At 72.2% G+C, this 26,936-nt stretch carries 23 protein-coding genes; 7 read left to right on the top strand and 16 right to left on the bottom strand.

All coding sequences use genetic code 11. From position 1 onward, the window contains the following. Window positions 1-18: 18 nt before the first annotated feature. Entirely contained in the window at window positions 19-1,437 is a 1,419-nt protein-coding gene (locus V2J85_RS21585) for a pyroglutamyl peptidase (RefSeq protein WP_330822485.1), read from the bottom strand. A gap of 437 nt (window positions 1,438-1,874) precedes the next feature. Between V2J85_RS21585 and V2J85_RS21580 the strand changes: the two genes are divergently transcribed. After that, a complete protein-coding gene (locus tag V2J85_RS21580) occupies window positions 1,875-2,624 on the top strand; it encodes a DUF3824 domain-containing protein (RefSeq protein WP_330822484.1) in 750 nt (249 codons plus the stop codon). Window positions 2,625-2,754: 130 nt separating this feature from the next. On the opposite strand, the gene V2J85_RS21575 is transcribed toward V2J85_RS21580, so the two are convergent. After that, window positions 2,755-3,477: a TetR/AcrR family transcriptional regulator gene (locus V2J85_RS21575; protein ID WP_261951725.1), complete on the bottom strand. Its 723-nt coding sequence runs from the start codon at window positions 3,475-3,477 to the stop codon at window positions 2,755-2,757. A 199-nt stretch (window positions 3,478-3,676) separates the two neighbouring features. On the opposite strand from V2J85_RS21575, the gene V2J85_RS21570 reads away from it, so the two are divergent. Continuing rightward, a complete protein-coding gene (locus tag V2J85_RS21570; protein ID WP_330822483.1) occupies window positions 3,677-6,601 on the top strand; it encodes a beta-glucosidase in 2,925 nt (974 codons plus the stop codon). A 185-nt stretch (window positions 6,602-6,786) separates the two neighbouring features. Here V2J85_RS21570 and V2J85_RS21565 read toward each other — a convergent pair whose 3' ends face one another. From V2J85_RS21565 to V2J85_RS21555, 3 genes are all read right to left on the bottom strand, one after another. Continuing rightward, on the bottom strand, window positions 6,787-7,485 hold the full coding sequence (locus V2J85_RS21565) for a DUF4097 family beta strand repeat-containing protein (RefSeq protein ID WP_330822482.1): 699 nt from the start codon (window positions 7,483-7,485) through the stop codon (window positions 6,787-6,789). Between the two features lie 311 nt (window positions 7,486-7,796). Next, on the bottom strand, window positions 7,797-8,861 hold the full coding sequence (locus V2J85_RS21560; RefSeq protein WP_330822481.1) for an aldose epimerase family protein: 1,065 nt from the start codon (window positions 8,859-8,861) through the stop codon (window positions 7,797-7,799). Window positions 8,862-9,080: 219 nt separating this feature from the next. After that, window positions 9,081-9,992, bottom strand: a complete 912-nt coding sequence (locus tag V2J85_RS21555; protein WP_261951729.1) for a GDSL-type esterase/lipase family protein — start codon at window positions 9,990-9,992, stop codon at window positions 9,081-9,083. 323 nt (window positions 9,993-10,315) lie between these two features. On the opposite strand from V2J85_RS21555, the gene V2J85_RS21550 reads away from it, so the two are divergent. Both V2J85_RS21550 and V2J85_RS21545 read left to right on the top strand, forming a co-directional pair. Beyond that, entirely contained in the window at window positions 10,316-10,810 is a 495-nt protein-coding gene (locus tag V2J85_RS21550) for a DUF3145 domain-containing protein (protein WP_261951730.1), read from the top strand. Between the two features lie 204 nt (window positions 10,811-11,014). After that, the gene (locus V2J85_RS21545) at window positions 11,015-11,905 is read left to right on the top strand and encodes an NAD(P)-dependent oxidoreductase (RefSeq protein ID WP_261951731.1); all 891 of its coding nucleotides are present in this window, start codon (window positions 11,015-11,017) and stop codon (window positions 11,903-11,905) included. Window positions 11,906-12,007: 102 nt separating this feature from the next. Here the strand turns inward: V2J85_RS21545 and V2J85_RS21540 are convergent, their stop codons facing one another. The 5 genes from V2J85_RS21540 to V2J85_RS21520 form a co-directional block, all read right to left on the bottom strand. After that, window positions 12,008-13,294 carry a beta-ketoacyl-[acyl-carrier-protein] synthase family protein gene (locus V2J85_RS21540; protein WP_261951732.1) on the bottom strand — a complete coding sequence of 429 codons (1,287 nt, stop codon included), beginning with the start codon at window positions 13,292-13,294 and terminating at the stop codon, window positions 12,008-12,010. A 77-nt stretch (window positions 13,295-13,371) separates the two neighbouring features. Next, window positions 13,372-13,620 (bottom strand): acyl carrier protein, encoded by a 249-nt coding sequence (locus tag V2J85_RS21535; protein WP_006605825.1) that lies wholly within the window; start codon window positions 13,618-13,620, stop codon window positions 13,372-13,374. 105 nt (window positions 13,621-13,725) lie between these two features. Continuing rightward, window positions 13,726-14,772, bottom strand: a complete 1,047-nt coding sequence (locus V2J85_RS21530) for a ketoacyl-ACP synthase III (protein WP_261951733.1) — start codon at window positions 14,770-14,772, stop codon at window positions 13,726-13,728. Window positions 14,773-14,785: 13 nt separating this feature from the next. After that, window positions 14,786-15,748, bottom strand: a complete 963-nt coding sequence (locus V2J85_RS21525) for an ACP S-malonyltransferase (RefSeq protein ID WP_261951734.1) — start codon at window positions 15,746-15,748, stop codon at window positions 14,786-14,788. A gap of 89 nt (window positions 15,749-15,837) precedes the next feature. After that, window positions 15,838-17,022: a PucR family transcriptional regulator gene (locus V2J85_RS21520; protein WP_030414586.1), complete on the bottom strand. Its 1,185-nt coding sequence runs from the start codon at window positions 17,020-17,022 to the stop codon at window positions 15,838-15,840. Window positions 17,023-17,079: 57 nt separating this feature from the next. On the opposite strand from V2J85_RS21520, the gene V2J85_RS21515 reads away from it, so the two are divergent. Continuing rightward, complete coding sequence (locus V2J85_RS21515) at window positions 17,080-17,751, top strand: pirin family protein (RefSeq protein WP_261951735.1); 672 nt, start codon at window positions 17,080-17,082, stop codon at window positions 17,749-17,751. 63 nt (window positions 17,752-17,814) lie between these two features. Here V2J85_RS21515 and V2J85_RS21510 read toward each other — a convergent pair whose 3' ends face one another. After that, window positions 17,815-18,636: a serine hydrolase domain-containing protein gene (locus V2J85_RS21510; RefSeq protein ID WP_261951736.1), complete on the bottom strand. Its 822-nt coding sequence runs from the start codon at window positions 18,634-18,636 to the stop codon at window positions 17,815-17,817. Between the two features lie 167 nt (window positions 18,637-18,803). On the opposite strand from V2J85_RS21510, the gene V2J85_RS21505 reads away from it, so the two are divergent. Beyond that, window positions 18,804-19,295 carry a MerR family transcriptional regulator gene (locus V2J85_RS21505; RefSeq protein ID WP_261951737.1) on the top strand — a complete coding sequence of 164 codons (492 nt, stop codon included), beginning with the start codon at window positions 18,804-18,806 and terminating at the stop codon, window positions 19,293-19,295. Window positions 19,296-19,301: 6 nt separating this feature from the next. After that, the gene (locus tag V2J85_RS21500) at window positions 19,302-20,327 is read left to right on the top strand and encodes an aldo/keto reductase (protein WP_261951738.1); all 1,026 of its coding nucleotides are present in this window, start codon (window positions 19,302-19,304) and stop codon (window positions 20,325-20,327) included. A gap of 164 nt (window positions 20,328-20,491) precedes the next feature. On the opposite strand, the gene V2J85_RS21495 is transcribed toward V2J85_RS21500, so the two are convergent. From V2J85_RS21495 to V2J85_RS21475, 5 genes are all read right to left on the bottom strand, one after another. Continuing rightward, window positions 20,492-21,712, bottom strand: coding sequence for an acyltransferase family protein (locus V2J85_RS21495; protein ID WP_261951739.1), 1,221 nt, complete (start codon window positions 21,710-21,712; stop codon window positions 20,492-20,494). Window positions 21,713-21,975: 263 nt separating this feature from the next. Beyond that, window positions 21,976-23,145, bottom strand: a complete 1,170-nt coding sequence (locus tag V2J85_RS21490; protein WP_330822480.1) for an alpha/beta hydrolase — start codon at window positions 23,143-23,145, stop codon at window positions 21,976-21,978. Window positions 23,146-23,555: 410 nt separating this feature from the next. Continuing rightward, window positions 23,556-24,239 (bottom strand): response regulator, encoded by a 684-nt coding sequence (locus tag V2J85_RS21485; RefSeq protein ID WP_261951741.1) that lies wholly within the window; start codon window positions 24,237-24,239, stop codon window positions 23,556-23,558. Then, window positions 24,236-25,741, bottom strand: a complete 1,506-nt coding sequence (locus V2J85_RS21480) for a sensor histidine kinase (protein ID WP_330822479.1) — start codon at window positions 25,739-25,741, stop codon at window positions 24,236-24,238. Before V2J85_RS21480 ends, V2J85_RS21485 begins: the two co-directional genes overlap by 4 nt. 134 nt (window positions 25,742-25,875) lie before the next feature. Continuing rightward, the gene (locus tag V2J85_RS21475) at window positions 25,876-26,757 is read right to left on the bottom strand and encodes a DUF4429 domain-containing protein (protein ID WP_330822478.1); all 882 of its coding nucleotides are present in this window, start codon (window positions 26,755-26,757) and stop codon (window positions 25,876-25,878) included. Window positions 26,758-26,936: the final 179 nt, after the last annotated feature.

Genomic DNA, 26,936 nt, shown 5'->3' with positions numbered 1-26,936 from the left:
GCTCGCCCCTTCCTTTCGCTACGACGTACCGGCCTCAGCGCCGCTCGCCGAGTCGGCCGCCACCGTCACGATCTCCCGCACCTGCCGGGTGATCGCCAACCGGTTCTGCACCAGGACCGGGTCGGTGACCTGCCCGTTCTCCGGGTCCGTGTTGCCGGGCCCGAACTCCAGGACAGGGGTGTGCAGATGCCCGCCCGGCAGCGCCGGACGCCCTACCGCATCCCGCAACAGCGTCGCCCGATAAGCGATCTCATTGGACAGGTAGTCCCCGCCGCCCCCGGCCCGAGCGGTGGACCCCGGAGTCGGACCGTCCGGCCGCTCGACCGGCGCCGTACCGCCCGCCGGGATCTCCGTCACCGCGGTGTGATCGACCACCGGGTACGGCCCGGTACCGGCCGCCACGATCCGCGCGTACGGCAGACTCGTGGTCGTCCACTGCGGCTGTGGCGTAACGGTCGGCACCCCGGGCGGAATCGGCACGGTCTCCGTACGCGACTCCCGCACATTGTCCGGATAGCCGCCCCGCCAGGCCCCGTTGGTCCGCTCCACGTCGAACCGCCCCGGCCGCCCTTGGCTGATCGTCGTGAACAGATCCACCTGCCGCGGCCCGTGCCGGAAATACGGTGCCAGGGTTCGCTCCACGGTCCCCTGCACGAAATCGGCCCACCGTACGGGGAAGACCGCGGCCTCGAGCCGCGCCGGCTCACCCGACGCGGTCCGTATCGTCGTCCCGTCCAGCGCGAGCGCCGCCGCTCCCGACGGATTGCTCCGCCGCGGATCGGCATCCAGCTGGAACGGGTCGAACCCGGTCACCACGATCCGCAGCAGGTGCTTGCCCGCGGGCAGCTCGATCGAGTCCTGGCCCCGCGAGCCGCGCTCCAACCTGCCGAGCAGCGCGGCGCGTTGCGCGGCTGACAGTTCGAAGCCCGGCCGCCACTGCCGCAGTTCCTTCGACATCCCCAACCGCGCCCAATACAGCGGGCGGTCGTCGTCCCGGCTGAGGTCGCCGCCCGCGGGCCCGCGCCCCTGCGCCCGGTCCACGGCACGCCGCCACAACGCCCGTCCCTCCGCCTCCACATACCGCCTGGCCTGTGGATACGTGCTCATCCGCGCCAGCCCGCGCCCGAACTTCCGCGGCCATACGGCAAATCCACTGCGTCGCAGGATCTCCTGAGGGGCGGTCTGCGCCAGTCGGCCTTCCTCCACGGTGAGGTCCGTCGCCGTAGCCGGAGGGGCGCTCGTTGTGGGTGGCGCGGAGGCTATGGAGGCTGCGGTGGGTGTGGTGGTGGCGGTCGTCGTGCGGGTCGGGGTCGCCGCGGCCGATGGGGCCGGGAGGGACAGCGGAACGGCGGCCAACAGCGCGACACCGAGCGTGCCCAGCCGCGCAGTTGAGCGTCCGGTGTGCGCCATGCGTGAGGGGTTGAAGAGCGATCTCATGGGGTGAGTAAAGCGGGGGCGCGGGCCGCGACGGTAGAGGGCGGGTGCACGGCCCCGCGCGGTCACGGATAGGGTTTCCCGTCCGGTCCGGGGCCGGTTCTGGTCCGCTCCCGAACGCCAAGCCACCGGCACCGCGCTCGAATCCGGACATGACATGACCCAAGACCCGTGATCCATGACGCGATACGTGACGCGATACGTGCGCGACATGACATGTACCGGACTTGTTTTCCGTGAGACTCAGGGGGATCTCTGTGGCCACTCCGCCACCACCGCACGGCCCGCACCCGTACGCTCCGCCGCCGAGCCAGGCCGGCCCGAACCCGTACGGCCCGCAACCGGGTTACCCGACCCCGACTCCGGCCCCGACCCCGACCTCGGCCCCGAACCAGGCAGCCCAGGCACCCCACGCGTATCCGTACCCTCAGCAACCGCCGGTGCCCCAGCAGTACCCGCCGCACCAGTACCCGCCCCAGCACCAGTACCCGCCCCACCAGCACCCGGATCCGTACGCCCAGTCCTACGGGGCGGCGGCCCCCGCACCCGGTTGCATGTTCTGCGGTGCGCAGCCCGCCGTCCAGGCCACCGTACGAGGCCACCAGGGCATCCTCTACGTCATGCGGTTCCTCAGCCGCAGCGGCATGTTCTGCCGTTCGTGCGGACTGGCCACCTACCGGGAGATGTCGGCGAAAACCCTGTGGCAGGGGTGGTGGAGCCCGCTCTCCGTGGCCATCACGCCGCTCACTCTCCTGATCAACCTCGGCCCCCGGTCCCGCTTCCGCAAACTGGCGCCTCCGATGGGCGGCTTCCGACCCCCGCTCGATCCGGGCAAGTCGCTCACCCGCCGCCCCGAGGCGATGCTGTTCCTGGTGCCGATGACGCTGCTCGCGCTGCTGCTGCCGGTGCTGTTCATCATCGGCCTGCTCGCAGACGACCCGCACGACAGCTCGTCCACTACCGGAGTGGAGAAGGCGCAGACCCTCGTCGTCGGCGACTGCGTACACAATGACGGCGACTGGCACGACCAGGACCTGCGGACACTGGACTGCGGATCGGCCGATGCACAGTTCAAGGTGACCCGCACGGGCCACTCCTCGGGAGAGCAGTGCGCCGACGGGGACTACCTGGCCGACACCAAGTACAGCTCGGACGGGATGACGACCTCCTGCCTCACACCTCTCCGGTAGAAGCCCCGACGCCCCGACGTCCCGAGGTCCTTAACGTCCCGGCGTCCTTAACGTCCTGGCGTTCCGGTGTCCCGATGTTCCGGCATTCCGACGTCCCTCACACCCGCCCTCACGCCCACCGGCCCGCCCGTCACGTCCTCCGGAGGGTGCCTTCTCCGTCGCCCTCCCCATCGCCCTTCCCGTCGCTCGTCCCCTGGCCCTCCCCGTCGCTCGTCCCCTCGCCCTCCCCGCCCTTGAGCAACGCCACGAAGTCCCGGAACGCCACGGGCATATCGACGTTCTCCGGGTCCAGCAGCCACTGCAGCTGGAGCCCGTCCATCACCGCGACCAGCAGCGGAGCCGCACGCTCCGGCGTCAGCCCGCCGGGCAGCCGGTCCCCGAACTCGGCCCGTAGCGCGGCCGCCATCGCCGCGCGTACGGTCCGGAAGCGGGACTCGAAGAACGCGCGGGCCGGATGGCCCTCCGTGACGCTGTCGGCGGACAGGACGGTGTAGGTCTGGACGATGCCGGGGCGGGTGGCGTTGTAGTCGACGAGCTGAGCGAGGGTGTCGGTACGCCAAGTGCCGGATGCGGCGACGGACGAGGCCAGGTCCCAACGGTCGCGTGCCTCCAGCACAGCGACCAGCAGCAGTTCCTTGGTGGGGAAGTGGTGCAGCAGCCCCTGCTGGGTCAGCCCGGCGCGCTCGGCGACGGCGGCCAGTGAGGTGCGGCGGTAGCCCCGCTCGGCGATGAGTTCCATGGCGGCCTCCAGGATGGCCTCGCGCCGCTCCGCGCGCTGGGCCTCCCGTCCGCCACCGCCGCGCCGCGGCCCCGGCCGGCCGTCGCGGGAGGCGCCTCGCTCTCGTGCAGTCACCGGCCGAGCGTAACCCCGGCGTGGAGAACTCGTACGGGCAAGGTAACGGAAACGTTACAATGCCTACCGTTCGGGAGGTCAGGGGATCAGAATCCGGCCAGGGCCCCATGACGTCCGGGACCCGTAGGTCTCTCAGGTCCCTCAGGTCCCTCAGGATCCACAGCCCCAACAGGCCCCGCCAGCGAGACCGGAGAGCCGTATGACCGACGCCCAGTCAGACCGCCCCTCCCGCGACACCGCGCCCGTCCACGCCCCCACTCGTGCGGAGACACACGCCGAGACACACGCCGAGACACACGCCGACGCATACGGGGCGGCGCTCGCCGACGCACACGCCGCGGCCGTCGAACGGGCGCTTACCGCGCTCGACCTCGACACCAAGGTCCGGCTGCTCTCCGGCCAGGACATGTGGACCCTCCCGGCCGTCCCCGAGATCGGCCTGCGGTCGCTGGTGATGTCGGACGGCCCGATCGGCGTACGCGGCCAGGAATGGAGCGCCGAGGACCCCTCGGTCGCCCTGCCCAGCCCCACCGCCCTGGCCGCCACCTGGGACCCCGAACTCGCCCGCCGCGCCGGGCAACTCCTCGCCCAGGAGGCCCGCCGCAAGGGCGTGCACGTCCTCCTGGCGCCGACCGTCAATCTGCACCGCTCCCCGCTGGGCGGCCGCCACTTCGAGTGCTACTCGGAAGACCCGCTCCTCACCGGCGTGATGGGCGCCGGATACGTACGAGGGGTGCAGGAAGGCGGCGTCGCCACTACGGTCAAGCACTTCGTCGGCAACGACGCCGAGACCGACCGGCTCACCGTCGACAACCGCATCGCTCCCCGCCCGCTGCGCGAGCTGTACCTCGCGCCGTTCGAGCACATCGTCACCCACGCCCGCCCCTGGGGCATCATGACCGCGTACAACCAGGTCAACGGCTCGACGATGACCGAACACCGCTACCTCGTCCAGGAGGTCCTGCGCGGTGAATGGGGCTTCGACGGCTGCAACGTCTCCGACTGGACGGCCGCCCGCGACACCGTCCGGGCGCTGCGTGGCGGCCTGGACGTGGCGATGCCCGGCCCGCGCACCGTGTACGGCGCCCCGCTCGCCGAGGCCGTCCGAGCCGGTGAGGTCGCCGAAAACGAGGTGGATGACGCGGTCCGCCGCGTACTCCTGCTCGCCGCCCGGACGGGATGCCTCGCGGGCGTACCCGCCGCCGTCGCCCCGGCCGACGTACCCCAGGCCATCGACGGCCCCGCGATGGCCCGCGAAATCGCCCGACGCGCGTTCGTCCTGCTCCGCAACGAACCGGTCGCCGGTGAACAGCTGGCCGATGCGCCGACGGCGGACAACCGGGCGCGGCGCGGGACGGGGACAGCCCAGGCGCCGGTCGTCGATGAACCCGGAGCCCACGAGACGACGGCCCACGAAACGACAGCCCACGAGACGACAGCCCACGAGACGACAGCCCACGAAGCGGCGTCCCACCAAGTGGCGGCCCACGAAACGTCAGCCCACGAAACGGCAGCCCACGAAGCCGTAATCGGTGCGGCGGCGACCACCCGACCAGCGGGCGGGGCCCGCCGTTTGCTCCCCCTCGACGCGACGGCGATCCGCTCCCTCGCCGTCATCGGAGCCACCGCGCGCGACGCCCGTGTCCTCGGCGGCGGATCCGCGACCGTCTTCCCCGACCGGATCGTCTCCCCGCTGGAAGGACTCCGCGCGGCCCTGCCCGACGACGTCGAGGTCACCTTCGCCGTCGGCGCCGACCCGCGCACCCGGATCCCGCACGCCCGCGAAGGGTTCACCCTGCACGCCCGTTACCTCGATGCGGACGGCAACCTGCTGGCCGAAACCTCGCAGTTCGACGGGAAGGTGCAGGTGATGGGCCGCTTCCCCGCCGGCGTCACCCGGCAGAACCTCAGCGCCGTCGAACTGACCGGCAGCTACACCCCCCAGCTCAGCGGCGCGCACACCTTCGCCGTCGCCGGGACCGGCGCCCTCCGGCTGACCGTGGGCGGCACGGCCCTCTTCGACGACACCGTCACACCCGAGGGCAGCGACCCCTTCGAGGCGTTCATGAACCCCGTCGAGCAGCAGGTGACGGCGGAACTGGCGGCGGGGGAGCGGATCGACGTCACCCTGCGGTTCGTACCGCGCAGCCTCGGGCTGGGGGAGGGCATGGACGCGCTGAACTTCACCCTCGGCCACAGCGCGCCGCAGCTCGACGCGGACGCCGAGATCGACGAAGCGGTCCGCGCCGCGGCCGCCTCCGATGTGGCGGTCGTGGTCGTCGCCACGACCGAAGAGGTCGAGTCCGAGGGCTTCGACCGCCGCGATCTACGGCTTCCCGGCCGCCAGGACGAGCTGGTCACCCGCGTCGCCGCGGTCAACCCGCGCACCGTCGTCGTGGTCAACTCCGGCTCTCCGGTGGAACTTCCCTGGCGCGAGCAGGTCGCCGCGGTCCTGCTGAGCTGGTTCCCCGGGCAGGAGGCCGGTGCCGCACTCGCCGACGTCCTGCTCGGGACCCATGAGCCCGGCGGTCGGCTCCCCACCACCTGGCCGGCCCGCCTCGGCGATGCCCCGGTCACCACGGTCACTCCCACCAACGGCCAACTCGCGTACTCCGAGGGCCCGTTCATCGGCTATCGCGCCTGGCAGCGCGACGCGTCGCTCCCCGCCCCCGCCTACCCCTTCGGCCACGGCCTCGGCTACACCGACTGGGAGTACGAGTCCCTGGACACCACCCCCGACTCGGTACGCGTACGCCTCCGCAACGCAGGGCCCCGCCCCGGCCGCGAAATCGTCCAGATCTACCTGAGCCCCACCCCCACGAACCCGCCGAGCACCCCGTCCGCCCCGCACGCCGACCCCACCCCAACCTCGGCCGCCGCCTCGCTCGCCCCGACCGCCACCCCGACGGCACCCGAACGACCGGCCCGCTGGCTGGTCGGCTTCGCCGCCGTCGAGGCCGGGCCCGGTGAGAGCGCCGAGGCCGAAATCCCGTTGCCGGACCGGGCCTTCGAGATCTGGGACGAGGCGGCAGGCGACTGGCGCCGGATCAAGGGCGTCTACACCGTCGAAGCCGCCCACAGCTTCACCGACCGCCGCCTCACAGCCGAGGTCACCGCCACCTGACAGCGCAGGTCACCGCCGCCGGACACGGGACGTCACCTCCACCTGACAGCCGAGGTCACCGCCGCCGGACAGAGGAGGCCAACGCCACCTGACAGACGAGGTCACCGCCACCTGAAAGCCACAGAAAACGCCACGTGATAGCCAGCGCCGGTCACCGCAGTCGTCTGTGGCCGGTCGGTCCTTGACTAAGAGGTCCGCACCGACACATCACCCCCGCTGGTCCGGGCCGTCACCTTGTGGGGGGAGTTCGGGTCCGTCGGTACGGAGACCTTGCTGGTGCCGCCGGAGGTGGTGGCGTTGACCGCGTAGCTGCCCTTCGGGAGACGGACGGTGACGTTGCCTCCGCTGGTGCGGGCCGAGATGTCGTCGGGCATCGTGGTCAGCGTCAGGTCGACGTCTCCGCCGCTGGTTCTGGCCTGGGCTCTGCGGGCCGTGGAGTCCGCAATGGTGACGTCGCCGCCGCTGGTCTCCGCGTCGATGGCGCCCGAGGTGCCGTGGACGATGACGTCCCCGCCGCTGGTGTGCAGATTGACGGAGGCGTCGCGCGGCAGCAGCACCTTGAAGTCCACCTCGCACTTGCGGCCCATGCCGCAGTCCTCGGCCTTCAGGGTCAACTGGCCGTTCTTGACGCTGTGCGCCGGGGTCGGCTTGCGGTCGTTGTAGCGGTACTTCTCGGTGACCTTCACCGAGCCGCCGGCCGCGACCGGGACCACCTCGATGTCCCCGCCGTGGGTCGTCGCCGAGAGAGCAGTGATCTTTCCGCCCACGGTGTACGTGCGCTTCGCCTCTTTGGTCGGGCCGAAATCGGAGAGCGAGCAGCCGGCCACCAGCGCGGTCAAGGCCGCACAGGACAGGACGAGATGAGGAGCGCGGAGGCGGGCCATGGTGATACGTCTCCCGAGACGAAGGGAAGGGGACCGAAGCGGTTCCGGACCGGGTGGGCCGGACACTGATCATCTTCGGGTATCGCGAATCGGGAATCGTCACCGCAGGGTATGACCTTTGGCATCACCGCACGGTATGAGAGTCCCCTAGGGGGAGGCGCCCCTCACCCCTGAGCGCCGCCCTCCCCGGGGAGCCCCCCAACGGCCCCCGGCCCTCGGCTCCTGGCCCTCGGCCTCCGGCCTCCGGCTCCCGCCCCCAGGCCTCCGGCTCCCGGCCCCCGGCTCACGGCCCTCCGCCCTCGGCCCCCGGCTCACGACGCAGCGCCCGCCTCCCGCGGTCGCACGGAGAAGTGGTACACGGTCTCGGAATGGTGGACCTCGCCCGGGCGCAGGACGGTGCTGGGGTAGTCCGGGCGGTTGGGGGAGTCCGGGAAGTGCTGGGTTTCGAGGGCGAGGCCGGCCGCCGGGCCGTAGGGCAAGCCGGAGAAGCCGGTCAGGGAACCGTCGAGATGGTCGGCGGTGTAGAGCTGCAGACCGGGTTCCGTGGTGGCCAGTTCGAGGGCGCGGCCGGACGCCGGGTCGTAGAGCTCCGCGACCGGGCGCGGGGTCGTGGTCACGCCGCCGTCCAGCACGAAGTTGTGGTCGTACGGGTCGCCCACCGCGCGGGCGGCGCGGAAGTCGAAGCGGGTACCGGCGACCGCGGCCGGCGCGCCGGGCAGCGGAATGCCGGTGTCGTCGACGGGCGTGTAGCGGCTGGCGGCGAGCCGCAGCTCGTGCCCGGTGGCGCTGCCGTTGCCGTCGCCGCCCAGGTGGAGGTAGGTGTGGTTGGTGAGGTTCAGGACGGTGGGGGCGTCGGAGTGCGCGTCGTAGGAGAGGTGCAGGGTGCCGCCGCGCGGGCCGGGGGAGAGGGTGTAGGTCACCCGCACGTCCAGGTTGCCGGGGAAGCCCTCCTCGCCGTCGGGGCTGACCCGGTGCAGCTCCACCCCGCCCTCGACCTCCCGGGCGTCCCACACCACCCGGGAGAAGTTGCGCGGCCCGCCGTGCAGGCTGTTGTGCCCGTCGTTCGCCGTGAGCGGGTACGTCCTGCCGTCGAGGGGGAAGGCGGCCCCGGCGATCCTGTTGGCGTAGCGGCCGACCAACGCGCCGAAGTGGGAGCCGCCGTGGGCCACGTAGGAGGCCAGGTCGCGGAAGCCGAGCGCCAGCTGGCCGGACCTGCCGTCCCGGTCGGGGGCCTCGATGGTCTGGACGATGCCGCCGTACGTCAGGACCCGCACCCGTAGTGCGTCCGGGCCGGCGCCCGACTCCAGGGTCCAGCGGTCGACGCCGGTCCCGTCGTCCAGCGTGCCGAAGGGTTCCCTGCTGACCTGCGTCTTCATGGGCATGAGCCTATGCCCGCCCGGGAGCCGATGCCGGGCGGAAGGCAACCCGCCGCGCGCCCTGCGGACACACACCGACACACCGCACACCGACACACCACACACCGACACACCGCACACCGACACACCGCACACCGACCGCCCGCCCAAAGGGCCGGACCGGCTGGGCGGACGGTCTCGCCGAGCCGGCCCGTTGAACCGGCCCGCTGGCCGGCCCCGCTACCCCTGCCGGCGCGTGATCGTGCGGAACGCCAGCTCGGCCAGTTCCTTCTGGCCGCCGGCGCCCGGGTGGAACCAGTCCCAGGTGCTCAACTGGCGCCCGGTGAACCGGTAGTCGAAGACGGCGGGGTCGAAGCGGCACAGCGGGTCCTTGCCGCAGACGTCGGCCAGCGCCGAGTTGTAGGCCATGACCCGCTCGCGCACCTTCTCCCGCCGGTCCTGGGCCGGCTTGGTCAGGTCGTCCGGATCCCGCAGCATCGAACCGCAGATGCCGAGCTTCCAGACTTCCTTGCCGAGCGGGTTCTTGCGTCCCTCGGACCACAGCCGCAACAGGTCGGGCACCGACGCGACATAGACCTGGGTGTGCGGCAGGGAGCGCCGCAGCGCCCTCAGGGAGCGCGTGAAGTCGGCGCGGAAGGAGGCCGTCGGGGTCATCGATCCGACATCGGTGCGGCAGGCGTCGTTGGCGCCGATCAGGACCGTGACCAGTTCGGGCTTCCGTACGGCCGCGGCGGCCACCTGGCCGGGCAGGTCGTCCATCAGGGCGCCGGCCCGGGCGAAGTTCCAGCTGTGGGTGGCGGGGCGTTTCACCAGGCGTCGGGCGAGGCTGTCGACCTTGGGGTCGGTGCCGGTGGACCAGGAGACCTCGGGACATTCGGAGAGGATGGTGCAGGCGTTGAAGCCGACGGTGATCGAGTCACCGAGCGCCGCGATCGAGCGGGGGTGGGTGCGCCAGGCGGGTGCCGGTTTCGCCTGCCGTCCGGCCGACGGGCTGGAGTGGGGAGGTGCGCCGCTGCCGGCACTACAGGAGGCGAGGGCGAGCAGCAGGGCGGAGACGGCGGTGACGGTGCGTGTGCGGCGTGCGCGAGGACCGTGGTGACGGAGGCGAAAGGGCCGATCGATCTGGGTCATCCCCTGTCCCCTCCGGCGTGCGAGTGATATCTCTTCGGGTACCGACGGTACGTCACCCCCTCGTCCGGCACCGCGCGGTAGCTTTGCCCCGTGCCTGCCGGGCGGTGACCCAAAGTGGCACGTGCGGTCGGCACAGACAAATTACATCACGTCATTTCCTGTCCCTTTTGCGGCAAATTCCGCCTAATGGTGTTTACTGTAGGTCACCTCGCAGGCTGGTGCCGAAGTGATCACTGGGGCAGAATGACAACTGTCCCGGCCGCAACCGGAACGGGCACGAGGCCGCTGGGGAAGGCGAACCTCGAACCGCACTGGAGGTCCCGGTGACGACACGTGGAGTTCTGTACGTCCACTCCGCTCCGCGCGCGCTGTGCCCGCACGTCGAATGGGCCGTGGCGGGCGTCCTCGGGGTGCGCGTCAACCTCGACTGGATCCGGCAGCCGGCGTCGCCGGGCACGTGGAGAGCCGAATTCTCCTGGCAGGGCGAGGTCGGTACGGCCTCCAAGCTCGCCTCCGCGCTGCGCGGCTGGCACCTGCTGCGCTTCGAGGTGACCGCGGAACCCTGCGCCAGCGCCGAGGGTGAGCGCTACAGCTCCACCCCTGACCTGGGCATCTTCCACGCCGTTACGGGCATCCACGGCGACATCCTGATCCCCGAGGACCGGCTGCGCGCCGCCGTCGCCCGCTCCGCGCGCGGCGAGACCGAGCTGGCCGCCGAGGTCGCCAAACTCCTCGGCAAGCCCTGGGACGACGAACTGGAGCCCTTCCGGTACGCCGGCGAGGGCGCCCCGGTGCGCTGGCTGCACCAGGTCGTCTGAGGAGCTAGGCGCCCCATGCGCTGCCTGTGCCAGGCCGTCTGGGGAGCGAGGCGCCCCGGTGCGCTGCCTGCACCAGGCCGTATGAGGAGCTAGGCGCCAGTGCGCTGGCTGCACCAGGTCGTCCGACGCCGCCGCCGTGGCGCCCGAAGGGCGACACGCCGCAGCGGTTGTCCTGGAGTGCGCTCGAAGACTTAGCGTGCCCTCATGGCCGACAACAACTCTCCCGACACGCTGTCAGTAGCCGTCCTGGGTACCGGAATCATGGGCGCGGCGATGGCCCGCAACCTCGCCCGGGCCGGGCTGGACGTCCGCGCCTGGAACCGTACCCGGGCCAGGGCCGAGCCGCTGGCGGCCGACGGGGTCCGGATCGCCGACACGCCCGCCGAGGCGGTGGACGGCGCCGAGGTGGTGCTCACCATGCTGCTCGACGGGGACGCCGTCCTCGACGCGGTGCGGCAGGCCGCCCCGGCGCTGCCCGCCGGCGCCCTCTGGCTCCAGATGAGCACGGTGGGCGACGAGGCGCTCGACCCGCTCGCCCGTTTCGCCGACGACCACGGACTGCGGTTCGTCGACGCCCCCGTATTGGGCACCAAGGCGCCTGCCGAGAAGGGGGAGTTGACGATTCTGGCGGCCGGCGCACCGGACGTGCGGGAGCGCGCCGAGCGGGTCTTCGGGATCGTCGGCAGCCGCACCCAGTGGGTGGGCGAGGACGGTGCGAGCGGGGCCGCCAGCCGGCTCAAACTGGTCGTCAACAACTGGGTGATGACGCTCATCACCGGCACGGGGGAGACCATGGCGCTGGCCAAGGGACTCGGCGTGGACCCGCGCGAGGTGCTCGCGGCGGTCGCCGGCGGGGCGCTGGACGTGCCGTATCTGCGGATGAAGTCCGAGCTCATCCTGTCCGGTGAGTACCCCGCGAGCTTCACCGTCTCCGCCGCCCGCAAGGACACCCGCCTGATCACCGAGGCCGCCCACCGGGCCGGCGTACGGGTGGATCTGGCGCAGGCGGCGGCCGACCGCTTCCGCCGGGCCGAGGCGCAGGGGCACGGCGACGAGGACGGCGCGGCGGCGTACTTCGCCAGCTTCGACGACTGAGAGCGGCGGAAACCGGCTCGAAACGCCGGCCTGGGAAAGGCGGAGGGCCCGCCCGGTGAACGTGTCACCGGGCGGGCCCTCCTACGCGTCTGCTGGCGCGCCTCAGACCGTGCGGAAAGCGAGCACGACGTTGTGGCCGCCGAAGCCGAACGAGTCGTTCAGTGCCGCGATCCGGCCCTCGGCCGGCAGCTTGCGGGCCTCGCCGCGGACGATGTCCGCGTCGGCCTCCGGGTCGAGCTCGTCGATGTTGATGGTCGGCGGCGCCACCCGGTGGTACAGCGCCAGGATGGCGGCGACCGTCTCGACGCCGCCCGCGCCGCCCAGGAGGTGACCGGTCATCGACTTGGTGGCGGAGACCGCCATGTGGTCGGTGTCGTCGCCGAACACCTTGCGCAGCGCCTTCAGTTCGGCCAGGTCGCCCTGCGGCGTGGACGTGGCGTGCGCGTTGACGTGCACGATCTCGGCCGGGTCGAGGTCGCTGCCGTCGAGGAGGTTCTGCAGGGCGTGCGCGATGCCGTTGCCGGACGGCTCGGGCTGCACGATGTCGTGGCTGTCCGCGGAGACGCCCTGGCCGACGGCCTCGGCGTAGACCTTGGCACCGCGCTTGGCGGCGTGCTCGGCGGACTCCAGGACGATCACGCCGGCGCCCTCACCGAGGACGAAGCCGTTGCGGGCGACGTCGAACGGGCGGGAGGCGCCCTGCGGGTCCTCGTTGTTCTTGGACATCGCCATCATGTTGCCGAACGCGGCGATCGGCAGCGGGTGGATGGCCGCCTCCGTACCGCCCGCGACGACGATGTCGGCACGGCCCGTACGGATCATCTCGATGGCGTAGCCGATCGCCTCCGAGCCGGACGCACAGGCGCTGACCGGGGTGTGCACACCCGCGCGGGCGTTCACGTCCAGGCCGACGTTGGCGGACGGGCCGTTGGGCATCAGCATCGGCACCGTGTGCGGGGAGACGCGGCGCACGCCCTTCTCCCGCAGGATGTCGTACTGGCCGAGCAGGGTGGTCACGCCGCCGATGCCGGAGGCGATGACGGTGCCCAGCCGGTCGGGGTTGACCGAGCCGGCCGCGCCGGCGGCGGCGTCGGGCTCACCGGCCCTGGCGGTGAAACCGGCGTCCGCCCAGGCCTCGCGGGCGGCGATCAGCGCGAACTGCGCCGAACGGTCCAGCTTGCGCGCCTGTGCCCGGGGAAGGACCTCCGCCGGGTCGACGGCCGCCTGAGCGGCGATCTGGACGGGCAGGTCGGCAGCCCAGTCCTGTTCGAGGGGGCTGACACCGGAGCGTCCGGCGAGCAGGGCCTCCCAGGTCGAAGCGCTGTCGCCACCCAGCGGTGTGGTTGCGCCGATACCGGTGACGACCACGGTGCGATTGGTCGCGTTCACGGGAATTCTTACTCCACGGGTAGAGGGGTCTGAATCGACGGCGCCACCGCAGGGTGGCGACATGCGCGGGAGCTGGATCAGCTCTGGTGCTTGAGGATGTAGTCGGTCGCGTCGCCGACGGTCTTGAGGTTCTTGACGTCGTCGTCCGGGATCTTCACGTCGAAGCGCTCTTCGGCGGCGACGACGACCTCGACCATGGACAGCGAGTCAACGTCCAGGTCGTCGGTGAAGGACTTGTCCACCTGGACGTCCTCGGTGGGGATCCCGGCGATCTCGTTCACGATCTCGGCGAGACCGGCGACGATCTCTTCCTGAGTGGCGGCCATGATGGCGCTCCTTCGGTCATTTTAAGGGGAAACTGCGTTACTTGCGGTGAAGATCCGTGCGGCGCCCGGCACGTCCGGAGACGGACGGTGCTGCGCAGATCTTGCCTAGGGGAGGGTAACGACCGTCGCGGCGTACACGAGACCCGCCCCGAAGCCGATGACCAGCGCGGTGTCGCCGCTCTTGGCCTGTCCGGTCGCCAACAGCCGCTCCATGGCGAGCGGAATGGAGGCGGCCGAGGTGTTGCCGGTGGTCTCCACGTCGCGGGCGACCGTCACGCTCTCCGGCAGCTTCAGAGTCTTCACCATCGAGTCGATGATCCGCATGTTGGCCTGGTGCGGGATGAAGACGTCCAGGTCGTCCGGGCTGACTCCGGCCGCGTCCAGCGCCTGCTGGGCGACCTTCGCCATCTCGAACACCGCCCACCGGAAGACCGACTGGCCCTCCTGGGTGATGGCGGGGTACCGGATCTCCTCCAGGGCGGGGCGCGCCTCGGGCCCGTCGCCTCCGGGGAACGGCGTGGAACGGTAGACGTCCCAGCCGAGGGTCTGCTTGATCGTGTCGGCCTTGTCGCCCTCCGAGCCCCAGACCGTCGGGCCGATCTCCGGCTCGTTGGCCGGGCCGACGACCACGGCGCCGGCGCCGTCACCGAACAGGAAGGCCGTCGCGCGGTCCTCCAGGTCGGTCAGGTCCGACAGCCGCTCGACGCCGATGACCAGGACGTACTCCGCCGAACCCTCCGTCACCAGGCCCTTGGCGAGGGTCAGTCCGTAGCCGAAGCCCGCGCAGCCCGCCGAGATGTCGAAGGCGGCCGGCTTGCCGGCGCCGATGCGGTGCGCGATCTCGGTCGCGATCGCCGGGGTCTGCTTGAAGTGCGAGACGGTGGAGACGATCACGGCACCGATCTGCTCGGGCGTGATGCCGGCGTCGGCGATGGCCTTGCCGGACGCCTCGACCGACATCTGCGCCACGGTCTCCTCGGGGCCCGCCCAGTGGCGGGTCGCGATACCGGACCGCGAGCGGATCCACTCGTCGGACGAGTCGATGTGCTTGAGGATCTCCTCGTTGGGCACCACACGGGTCGGCCGGTAGCCGCCGACGCCCATGATCCGGGCGTACGGAGCGCCCTTGGAGGGCTTGATCTTCGAGGTCATGCGCTTCGGACTCCTATTCGGCCGGTGCCGAGCCAGCAGCGGTGGCGGCGGACGCCTCGGCGATCAGCGTGCGGGCCGCGTCGAGGTCGTCGGGCGACTTGAGGGCGAGGGTCCGCACGCCGGGCAGGGCGCGCTTGGCCAGGCCGGTGAGCGTGCCGCCGGGGGCGGCCTCGATGAGCGCGGTGACGCCGAGCGCCTTGAAGGTCTCCATGCACAGGTCCCAGCGCACGGGGTTGGCCACCTGGCCGACCAGCCGCTGCACCAGTTCCTGACCGGAGGAGACCAGCTGCCCGTCCTTGTTGGAGACGTAACGGGTGTGCGGATCGGCGACCGACAGCGAAGCGGTCGCGGATTCCAGCGCGGAGACGGCGGGTGCCATGTGGTGAGTATGGAACGCGCCGGCCACCTTCAGCGGTACGACCCGGCGAGTGCCCTCCGGCTTGTTCTCGACCAGCGCGGCGATCTGCTCGGCGGTGCCGGCCGCGACGATCTGGCCGGCGCCGTTGACGTTCGCCGGGGTGAGGCCCAGCCGCTCCAGGTGCGGGATGACGACGTCCTCGTCGCCGCCCAGCAGCGCGGCCATGCCGGTCTCGGTAACGGCGGCGGCCTCGGCCATCGCCAGGCCACGGCGGCGTACCAGCCCCATCGCGGCCTCGTCGGAGAGCGTGCCGGTCAGCGCGGCGGCGGCGAGCTCGCCGACGCTGTGGCCGGCCGCGGCGCCGACCTTGGAGGAGACGTCGTCGGCCGTCGCGAACAGCTGACGGGCGGAAATCAGGGCGGACGCCACCAGCAGCGGCTGCGCCACCGCGGTGTCGCGGATTTCCTCTTCGTCCGCCTTCGTGCCGTAGTGGACCAGGTCGAGGTCGATGGCGGCCGACCACTCACGGAGCCGGTCTTCGACACCGGGGAGGTCGAGCCAGGGGGTCAGGAAGCCGGGCGTCTGGGCGCCTTGGCCGGGAGCGACGAGTACGAGCACCCTCACACTCTCTCTTGTGGGTGGTTCCGCCCGCCCGTGGGGACAAGGACGAAGAACCATCGGGGTAATTGTTGGTCTCCGACAAAAGTCTAGAGTTGCGCCTCACCGTCAGCCAGACGCCCCAGAATCAGCGCGATACGGAGGGTGAAGGCCGAGCGCACATCGGAGGGTGACCACCCGGTGACGTCCGTCACACGTCGCAGCCGATAGCGCACGGTGTTGGGGTGGACGAACAGCATCCGGGCCGCGCCCTCCAGACTGCTCGCCTGCTCAAGATAGACGCTCAGCGTCTCCAGGAGGGCCGACCCGGCTTCCTCCAGCGGTCTGTAGATCTCCTCCACCAACTGCTCCCGCGCGACCGGGTCGGAGGCCATCGCGCGTTCCGGAAGCAGATCGTCCGCGAGCACCGGGCGCGGGGCGTCCGGCCAGGCCGCGCACGCCCGCAGACCGGCCGCCGCGGCCTGCGCGGAACGGGTCGCCGCCAGGAGGTCGGAGACCACCGGACCGGCCACCACGGGGCCGGCGGCATACGGGCCGATCAGCGCCTTCGCCGCCTTGAGCGGATTGTCCGAACCGCCCGCGATCACCACCAGGCGCGAGCCCAGCACGCCGGTCAGCACCTGGAGCTTGGCGTGCCGGGCGGCCCGCCGGATCGCCTCCACGGTCAGCTCGCTGTCGCCGTCCGGGGCGGTGCCCAGCACCACGCAGACGTGCTCGGGGGAGTTCCAGCCCAGTGCCGCCGCCCGGGAGACCGCGCCCTCGTCGGCCTCCCCCGAGAGCACCGCGTTGACCACGAGCGACTCCAGGCGGGCGTCCCAGGCGCCGCGGGCCTCGGCGGCCTGCGCGTACACCTGGGCGGTGGCGAAGGCGATCTCCCGGGCGTACACCAGGAGCGCCTCGCGCAGTACGGACTCGTCGCCGGGGGCCGCGACGTCGTCGATCGCCGCCTCCATGACCTCGATGGTCGTCCGGACCATCTCGACGGTCTGGCGCAGTGTGATCGCCCGGGTCAGCTCGCGCGGCGCGGTGCCGAAGACGTCGGTGCTGATCGCCTGCGGGGTCTCCGGATGCCGGAACCACTCGGTGAACGCGGCGATACCGGCCTGGGCGACCAGGCCGATCCAGGAGCGGTTCTCCGGGGGCATCGCGCGGTACCACGGCAACGTGGCGTCCATGCGGGCGATGGCCGCGGCCGCCAGCGTGCCGGAGGAATTCTCCAGCCGCCGGAGGGTCGCGGAGTGCGGGTGCGCGTCGCGCGATGCGGGTTCAGACACGGGACAAGCCTGCACTATCGGGGCGAGGAGGTGAGGGGGCGGGGCTACCGTGGGCGCATGATTCAGGTGCGCAGGGGCGAGGAACGCTATCGGGGCGGCGATCCGGACGGCGGGATCGAGTCACTGCACGCATTCTCCTTCGGGCCCCACTTCGACCCGGACAATCTGCGCTTCGGGGCGCTTATCGCCTGCAATGAGGAGCGGCTGGCGGCCGGTGCCGGCTTCGACGAGCATCCGCACCGCGACACCGAGATCGTGACCTGGGTGGTCGAGGGTGAGCTGACCCACCGCGACTCGGCCGGTCACGAGACCACGGTACGCTCCGGCGATCTCCAGCGGCTCAGCTCCGCCGGCGGCGTGCGGCACGTGGAGCGCAACGCCGGCGGGGCCCCGCTGCGCTTCGTGCAGATGTGGCTGGCGCCGCGCGAATTCGGCGGGGAGCCGGCGTACGAGATCGTCCGCGGCATCGCCGACGGCACTCCGTACGCGGTCCCGCGGGCCGGCGCCCTGCTGCATGTGCGCCGCCTCACGGACGGTGAGCGCACCGCCGTCCCGGCCGCGGAGCGGGTGTACGTGCACGTCGTGCGGGGCGCGATCGGGATCGGCGGGCAGCGCCTGGAGGCGGGCGACGCGGCGCGGATCACGGACGGGACCGAGCTGGAGCTGACGGCGCTGGCGGCGTCGGAGTGCCTGATGTGGGAGATGGGGCCGGAGCCGGTCTACGGGTGAGCGGGCGGGCCCGATTCCGCTTCCCGCTCCCACGGGACGCGCCCGCCCCGCCGGCCCGCCGTGTCAGGCCGACCGCGCCAGCTCGTCCAGCACCGCGTCCGTCAGCTTCGGCCAGACCTCGATCGCCCATGGTCCGAAGGCCCGGTCGGTCAGCGCCACACAGGCGGCCCCGGCATCCGGGTCCACCCACAGGAACGTCCCGGACTGCCCGAAGTGCCCGTAGGTGCGCGGCGAGGAGCCGGCGCCCGTCCAGTGCGGCGACTTGCCGTCGCGGATCTCGAAGCCCAGCCCCCAGTCGTTCGGCTTCTGGTGGCCGTAGCCCGGCAGCACGCCCGTCAGCCCGGGGAAGACCACCTGCGTCGCCTCCGCGAGCGTCTGCGGCGCGAGCAGTCGCGGCGCCTGCAGCTCGGCCGCGAACCGGATCAGGTCGGCGACCGTGGAGACGCCGTCCTTGGCGGGCGAGCCGGGCAGTTCCGTCGCGGTCATGCCGAGCGGCTGGAGAACCGCCTCGTGCAGATACTGCGGGAAGGGGATGTCGGTCGCCTTGGCGATGTGGTCGCCCAGCACCTCGAAGCCGGTGTTGGAGTAGATCCGGCGGGTGCCGGGGGCGGCCATCACTCGCTGCTCGTCGAAGGCGAGCCCCGAGGTGTGCGCGAGCAGATGACGGACCGTGGAACCCTCGGGGCCGGCCGGCTCGTCCAGCTCGACGGCGCCCTCCTCGACGGCCAGCAGGGCGGCGTACGCGGCCAGCGGCTTGGTCACCGACGCCAGCGGGAACCTCTGCTCCAGGGGGCCGTGCGATCCGGTCACCGACCCGTCGGCTCGTACGACGGCGGCCGCAGCGGTGGGCACCGGCCAGTTCTCGATCATCCGCAGGCTCTGCATGCTCCGAGCCTAACCTCCCCAAATTCGGGTCAAGTCTGCGCCCGATACGCGCTTGCTTGGAGTGCGCTCGAAGTCTCTAGCGTTGAAGACGTCGCAAGGCGTCCGGCGGAAGCCGCGAGGTCCGCGGCGAAGTCGAGAGCAATCCGGTGAAACAGGGGAGACGGGGCATGACGGTCACGCAGAGCGAACCGGTGACGAGCGGCGTGGCAGCGACCGCCGCACGGCCGGCGCGGGCCCCCAACTGCGGCGCCCCGCCGCCCCCGCACCCCAAGCCCACCGGCGAGGACCGGTACACGATCAGCGAGGTGGCGGAACACACCGGGCTCAGCGCCCACACCCTCCGCTGGTACGAGCGGATAGGGCTGATGCCGCACGTGGACCGGACGCACACCGGGCAGCGCCGCTTCAGCAACCGCGATCTGAACTGGCTGAGCCTGGTCACCAAGCTGCGGCTGACCGGCATGCCGGTCGCCGACATGGTCCGCTACGCCGAGCTGGTCCGGCTGGGCGAGAGCACCTTCGCCGAGCGTGAGCAGCTGCTGACCGCGCACCGCGAGGACGTGCGGCAGCGCATAGCGGACCTGCAGAGCACGCTGGACGTCCTCGACTGCAAGATCAACATCTACGCCGACGCCCGGCGGGCGTCCGAGAGGTTCTGAGGTCTCATGGGTAGCGAGAAGATCGAGACGGTCGAGCTGGGCACCGGCGGCCCCCGCGTCGGGGTGCAGGGCCTCGGCTGTATGGGCATGAGTTTCGCCTACGGTCCCACGGACGCCGACGAGGCGCGGGCCACCCTGGAGCGCGCGCTGGAGCTGGGCGTGACGCTCTACGACACGGCCGACATGTACGGCCGGGGGGAGAACGAGAAGTTCATCGCCCCCTTCATCCAGGCGCACCGCGACGAGGTCGTCCTGGCCACCAAGTTCGCCATCTCCCCCGACCCGGACGCCCCGGACGACCCGTACCGGCGCATCATCCGCAACGACCGCGCGTACATCCGCCAGGCCGTCGAAGGCAGCCTCAAGCGGCTGGGCGTCGACGAGATCGACCTCTACTACATGCACCGCCGCACCCCGGACGTCCCCCTGGAGGAGTCGATCGGGGCGATGGCCGAACTGGTCGCCGAGGGAAAGGTCAAGCACCTGGGGCTGAGCGAGGTGACCGGCAGCGAACTGCGCGCGGCGCACGCCATCCACCCGATCGCGGCCGTCCAGTCCGAGTGGTCCCTCTTCAGCCGGGACATCGAGGGCGGCGTGGTGCCGGCCGCGGCCGAGCTCGGCGTCGGCCTGGTGCCCTACTCGCCGCTCGGCCGCGGCTTTCTGACCGGCGCGTTCGTGCACGCCGACCAGGAGCTCGGCGCGGACGACTTCCGCCGTACGCAGCCGCGCTTCACCGGCGACAACGCGGCCGCCAACGCCGCACTGCTGGAGCCGGTCCGGACGGTCGCCGACGCCCACGACGCCACGCTCGGCCAGATCGCCCTGGCCTGGGTGCAGCAGCAGGCCGCCGTACACCGGCTGGCCGTCGTCCCGATCCCCGGCACCCGCAAGCGCCACCGCGTCGAGGAGAACACCGCCGCCACCCGCGTCCGGCTCACCCACGAGGAACTGGCCCTGCTGGAGCCGATCGCCGACAAGGTGGCGGGCGAGCGCTACGCGGACATGACGCACACGTCGGCGGGGCGGGAGTAGCTCGCCGGTACGGGAGCCGTAGCTCCTCGCGCTGGGGCGGGGCGTGGCGTGGCGTGCGGTCGGCCCGGGTGACCCGGGGGCCGGTGGCCCCTGGCTGCCCGCGCCCCGGCCTGCCGCGCCGCGGGCAGCCGCGCCCCGGTCCTACGCCAGCCTTAGCCCCGGTCCTACGCCAGCCCCAGTGCGAACGCCGCGAACGCGGTGGCCAGGACCGCGGCGAGGGCGCGACGGGCCCGGGTGACGCCCACCCAAGGGCCCTCGAAACGGCGGGTGTTGCGGCCGATCAGCAGCAGGGCGACGGCGAAGACCGGCAGCCAGGCGAGCCGGACGAGGACCCACCCCGGCGTGACGGGCGCGACGGTCAGACCGGGCACCGCTCCGAGGAAGGACGCGGGCACCGCCGCGGACAGCATCGCCGTCTGGTGCCAGCACAGGATCGTCATCGCCGACAGGTTGATGACCACGACCGGCGCCCACAGGGCGGGCCGGCGCAGCAGGCCGGCGATCCGGTCCCGGAGCAGGATCGCGGCACCCGACTGGGCCGCCGCCAGCGCCAGGACCAGCAACGACGGCGGATGCGAGTTCGTACGGTCCTGACCGGGGACGCCGACCATGCTCGCCGGGTAGTGGAAGAACAGCAGCAGCGCCGCGAACAGCGCCGCCCCGCCGAACAGCAGCGTCCAAGCGGCCCGCCGGCCGAGCCGCCGTTCGCCCCAGGAGACGCCGAGCTGATAGGCGAACATCCAGCCGGGGAGCAGGTTCAGCAGGCTCAGCCAGGACGGCATGGCGTCGGCGAACGGCCCGTAACGCAGGAAGTCCACCGCCGCCACCGCCCCCAGTAGCGGCGCGGCGGCCCAGGCCCCCATACGGCGCGCCGCGCGGACGCAGTACGGCGTCAGCGCGGTGATCGCCGCGTACACGCCGACGAACCACAGCGGCTGGATCACCAGCGTCGCGCCGGTCCGCAGGGTCGCCTCCGGCACGCCCACGCTGTAGAGCAGCGGCAGCAGTGCCGCCCATACGGCCGTGACGCCGAGCACCGGCCGGCCCAGCCTGACGAGCCGTCCGCGCAGCCAGCCACCGACGGACTCGCCGCGCCCGATCGCGCGCCGGTAGGACAGCACCGAGGAATAGCCGCCGACCAGGAAGAAGATGCCGAGCATCTGCAGCACCCAACTGGCGGGCGCGAGAGTGCCGAAGGTGGTCAGCGGGCTGGCGTTGTGCAGCGCACCGTCGGTGTCCAGCGTGAAGCCACCGAGCAGCCAGTGGCCGGTGGGTACCGCGAGCAGCGCGAGCGCCCGCAGCCCGTCGATCGCCCGGTCCCGTTCCACGGGGGTACGCGCCTCGATGGCGCGGACGGCCGAGCGGAGGGTGTCTGTGGTTTTCATGGGTGTCCTTGGCCTCTGCGTCCTGAAGATGGGTGGTGCAGTGGTGCCTTGAAGGTGGGCGGCGCCGGGGTGCGGGGGGAGGGGAGGGGGACGGCGTGCGGGGCGGGTGCCTCGACTCCGTGCCGCGCCGGGGGTGCGCCGTGGTGCCGCGCCGTGCGGCGAGATGTCACGCCGTGCTGCGGTCTGCCGTGCTGTGCCGTGTCGTGCCGTGCGGTGCCGTGTCGTGCCATCCGGTGCCGTGCCGCGCCCGCGCCTTGCGCGTGTCAGCTGACCTGGCCGTACCGGCCCAGCACGATGGCCGCGAAGTTCCGGAGCGAGTCCGTGCCGGGGGCGAGGTAGCCGGTGTGGCCCTCGGCGCGCGTCGCGGAGACGTGCCGGGCGCCGAAGGCGGGGTCGGTGGGGTCCTCGCCGTGACCGAGGCCCAGCAGCTCGACGTTCGGGATGTCGCCGATCCAGTCGGACGCGTCCCGGGCCGCCCAGACCCGGGCGGAGGTGTGCAGTTCCGCCACGTCGTCCCGGCGCATACCGGGGGAGCCGAAGACGATCAGGTCGGCGATGCGGCCCTGACCACCCAGCTGAGGCACGGCCAGCCCGCAGACCACCGAGCCGTAGCTGTGACACAGCACGGCCGGCGCCGGCACGCCGGTGGCCGTCAGCCCGGACAGGAGGCGGGCCAGGCGGGGCGCACCGGCCTCGGCGAGCCGGCCGGTGGCGGCGTCCGGGCCGAGGCCGACCGGGGTGGTGTACCCGACCCAGGCGATGACGGCGGTACGGGTCCCGGGCGCGTCGGCGGTCAGCTGCGTACGCAGCGACCTGGCCATCCCGGCCGGTGTGCCGTAGGGGTCCTTGGCGCGGTCGAACGACCCCAGGTCGATGTCCGAGCCCGGCACGATCACGGCGGTGTGCTCTGCGGTGGTCAAGTCGCCGTACACCTCCGCCACTTGGCCACGTCCCCGAGGGTCGAAGGCGAGGATCCGGCGGCCGGGCTTGAGCAGTGCGGCACACCGGTCGGCTGCCTTCCTGGCCTGCTGGTGGTCCTGGAGGGTGCCGGCCGGATCCGTGGCACGGGCCAGCTGCCGGGCACGTTCCGCCTTCAGGGCAAGGGAGTTGGCCGTGTACCGCAGGGCGATCGGGGCGCCGTCGAGATTGCCCACGGTGAGTGGGTGCCGGACGGCGAGCGCCTGCTGCTGGGCGTCGGTCAGGGCGGCGAAGAAGCGGGCGACGGCGGCGGGTCGGGCGGTCGCCGGGTCCGGCAACCCCATGCCGAGGGAGTGGTCGGCACGCCAGGCGGCGGCGCCGGGCGGCGGACCGGTGACCGCGGTCTGCGCGGAACCGGCCGCCCAGCCGCCGGTTCCGGCGGCCACGGTCACCGCGAGCGCGGCGGCGATCAGCGTGCGCTTGCTGCGTCGAGCGACGGTGCGCAGCACGGACATGGTGTGTCTCCCTCTCCCGTTGGTGTGGCGGAGGAAAGGTAGGGAGACGGTGTATGACACGGCGTCACACCGCGGAGCCAACTCCCGGGTGATACCGGGGTAGGGGGTCCGGCACCGCGCTCGTCCTCAGGAAGGAGCGCGCGCGAGGGGGCGTAGGGGGAACGTAGGGGTTGCGCGGGTGGGCGGGGCACGCGTCGCGTCAGGGGGCGTACGACAGGCCGCGGCCCCAGCCGTCGGCCCGAAGAGGGCCGGCGACCGGGGCCGCCAAGAGCTGCCGCCCCACCGCTCCCACTGCAGCTCCAAGGGGACCTTCGATGGCAGTTCGAGGGCGAGCTTCCACTACAGCGCCAGGGAGAGCCTCCACCACAGCGGCGCCAGGGAGAGCTTCCACCACAGCTCCACCTACCGCTCTAGCTGCCGCTCCCCGGCGCCACCAGACCCGACTCGTACGCGAAGATCACGGCCTGCGCGCGGTCCCGCAGTTCCAGCTTGGCCAGCACCCGCCCGATGTGGGTCTTCACGGTCTGCTCGGCGAGGATCAGCGCCTCGGCGATCTCCTGGTTCGACAGACCACGGGCGATCAACTCCAGCACCTCGGTCTCCCGTGGGGTCAGGCCGTTCAGCCGCAGCGAGGCACGGTCCTTGCGGGGCGCCGGCCGCTGGCGGGCGAAATCGGCGATCAGCCGACGGGTCACCGATGGCGCCAGCAGTGCCTCGCCCGCCGCCACCACGCGCACCGCGGAGATCAGATCGGCCGGCGGGGCGTCCTTCAGCAGGAACCCCGAGGCCCCGGCGCGCAGCGCTTCGTAGACGTAGTCGTCGACGTCGAAGGTGGTCAGCATGAGCACCTTGGGGCGGTGGGTGACACCGGGCGGCGGACTGAGCAGTTGCCGGGCCGCCTCCAGCCCGTCCATCTCCGGCATCCGGACGTCCATCAGCACCACATCGGGGTGCGTCCGACGGCTCAGCTCCACCCCCTGCACACCGTCGGGGGCGTCGCCCACCACATCGATGTCGCTCTGCGCGGCGAGCAGCGCGGCGAACCCCGCGCGCACCATGGCCTGGTCGTCGACGATGATCACGCGCGTGGTCATGAAGAGCCGGAATCCTTCGCTGAGAGGGGAGAGGTCGAGGGGGACGCGGCGGAACCGGGTGCCGGGGAACCGGGCGCGGAGGAGCCGGGTGCGGCGGTGCCGGGTGCTGGAGAGCCGGATGCGGCGGTGCCGGTTGAGGGAGAGCCGGGCGCGGCCGCGAAGGGCAGCTGTGCCGCGACCCGGAAGCCGCCGTCGGGCAGCGGACCGGTGTCGAGCGAACCGTCCACCAGCCGCACCCGCTCCCGCATCCCGACCAGGCCGTGGCCGGTCCCGGTCGTCTCCAGCGGCGCGGAGGGCGCCAACGCCGCGGGCGGGGCGGAGTTGACGATCAGCACCGTCAGCCGGGTGCGGTCCGCGGTCGGGATGACCGACACCCGGGTCTGGGCGCCGGGGGCGTGCCGCACCACATTGGCCAGCGCCTCCTGCACGATGCGGTACGCCGACAGATCCACAGCCGGTTCGAGTACCACCGCCTCCTCCGGCAGTACCAACTCCACCGGCACGCCGGCCCGTACGGTGCCCTCGACCAGCTTCGGCAGCATCGCCACCCCGGGTTGCGGGGTCTTCTCCGGGCCGCCCTGCCGTTCCGTCTCCTCGCTGCGCAGCACACCGAGCAGCCGCCGCATCTCCGCCAGGGACTCGCGCGCGGTCGCGGCGATCGACCCGAACTCCTCCTGCGCCTCCTCGGGTATCCCGCTGATGCGGTACGGAGCACTGTCCGCCTGGACCGTGATCACCGACATGTGGTGGGCGACCACGTCGTGCAGCTCGCGGGCGATCCGGGTGCGCTCCTCCAGGAGCGTACGGCGGGCACGCTCGGCCTCGCTGATGGTCTCCTGCTCGATCAACTTCCGCTGTGCGTCGCCCCGTTCCCGCAGGGTGGCGCCCATCAGCAGCATCACGCCGGCGAGGACGAACATCAGCACCCAGGTGCTCTGGCTGCGCTCCGGGGTCATCGTCTCGGAGAGAATTCCGGCGAAGCCGGTCGTCAGCCAGACGGCTATCAGGGTGCGCCGGCGCTCGCGCAGGGACAGCGCCAGCATCAGTGCGAGATAGCCGACGATCGCCGGGGGCGTCCAGGGCCAGGCGCGGTCCGCCACGCCGTCGACCACGGTGAGCCCCAGTGCACAGACGACATCCGCGGCGAAGATCACCCACCAGGCCTGCAGCGGCCGGGTCACGGCCAGCATCAGGGGCACGGTCTGGGCGGTGGCGAGCGCGCCGGCCAGACCGCCGTTCATGCCGTAGTCGTTGCCGAGGACATTGATGGTCGTCGGCAGCAGCGACACCGCGAACGCGAAGGCGACGAGATACGGCACCCGGCGCAGCCAGGGGTTCTGCACACCGGCGAACAGCGGGATGCCGGGTTCGGTCGGGGTGCCGAGCTCGACGGCGAGGATGCGCAGCGCCTGCCGTGCGGCGCGCAGCGCTCTCGACCGGGCCGGCTCGCGCTCGGCGCTGCGGGCCGCCTCGGGGGCTGGGGTGGGGGATCGTCCGTTCATCGCGGAGTCAATCTAAGCGGGCGGCCGGGGCCCGGGCGTCATACCACGGTTCGGCCTTCGGCCCCGTACCACGGTATGACCCACCGCGGTACGACACCGCGGCGAGGCGGCCGGGCCCGCAGCGAGCCCGGCCCCTACAACTCCGCCAGCAGTTCGGCCTTCTTCGCGCTGAACTCGTCGTCCGTCAGCAGCCCGGCGTCGTGCAGCTCTCCCAGGTGCCGTATCCGGTCCGCGATGTCCGCCGGGTCCCGGCGGGCGTCCCCGGCCCGGCGGCAGACCGGTTCGCGCTCCGCGGTCTCCTGCTCCGGCTCGGCGGCGCGCACGGCCTGCAGGACCGCGGCGGCGAACGGCAGGGACTCGTGGACCGGGCCGTACCCCAGCCCGAACACCACGGCTGCCGGGTCCTGGTCGGCCTCGCCCTTCCCCGGCTCGGCCGCCCCGCGTTCCAGCAACCGGAGGTAGCCGTTGAAGACCTCCGGCGAGCGCCACTCGACACCGGCCAACTCGCCCACCGTGAAGGTCTGGTCGCCGCACTTCCATTTCGCCGACGACGCCCCCGTCCAGAACCAGCGGAACGCGACCGAACGGCCGTCGAAGGACGCCTTGCCGTCGTACGCCTTGAAGTGGAGCGGAGGTTCCGGTGCGGTCACCAGATGACGCTCGGCGGCTTCCTTGGCATCGGGGCCCAGCGCCGTGCGCAGTTCGTCGGCGTAGAACTCCGCCAGCGTCTCGCGCTCGGCCGGCAGCACCAGCCGGTACGGATCGGCCTCCTCCTTGAGTTGCCCGTTGGCCGCCTCCATCAGGGGGTCGGCGCCCGGCCGGGGCACGGCGTGCAGCACCACCGTGCCGCGTCTGCCCTCGGACACCTCGACGGAGCTCAGCGCCTCGTACGGAATGCGTCGCTCGCCGAGCGCCTGGAAGAGCTTCGGCCTGCGGATCCCCCGTTCGAAGCGGATGAGTACGGAGTCCGTGTCGAACTCCCAGACGGCATGAAAACCGGCCAGCACATCACCCATGCGGCTCATCGTATGCGGGCGGTTGCCCGCCCGTCCCCCTTCCGGACACCTCGAAGGCGCCTGCCAGGACTACGCGCGTCACGCGCCTTCGGCCCGGCCGCTTCCGGCCCTTGTTCCATGGACGCGCTCGCCACCGGTGACGGTTCCCGTCGGCACGGCCCGTCCCCGGGCGCCGGGCC

The sequence above is a fragment of the Streptomyces bugieae genome (assembly GCF_036352915.1).
Taxonomy (GTDB): domain Bacteria; phylum Actinomycetota; class Actinomycetes; order Streptomycetales; family Streptomycetaceae; genus Streptomyces; species Streptomyces endophytica.
Note: the sequence above shows the minus strand (reverse complement) of the source record. Positions and strands in the feature narration are given on the sequence as shown.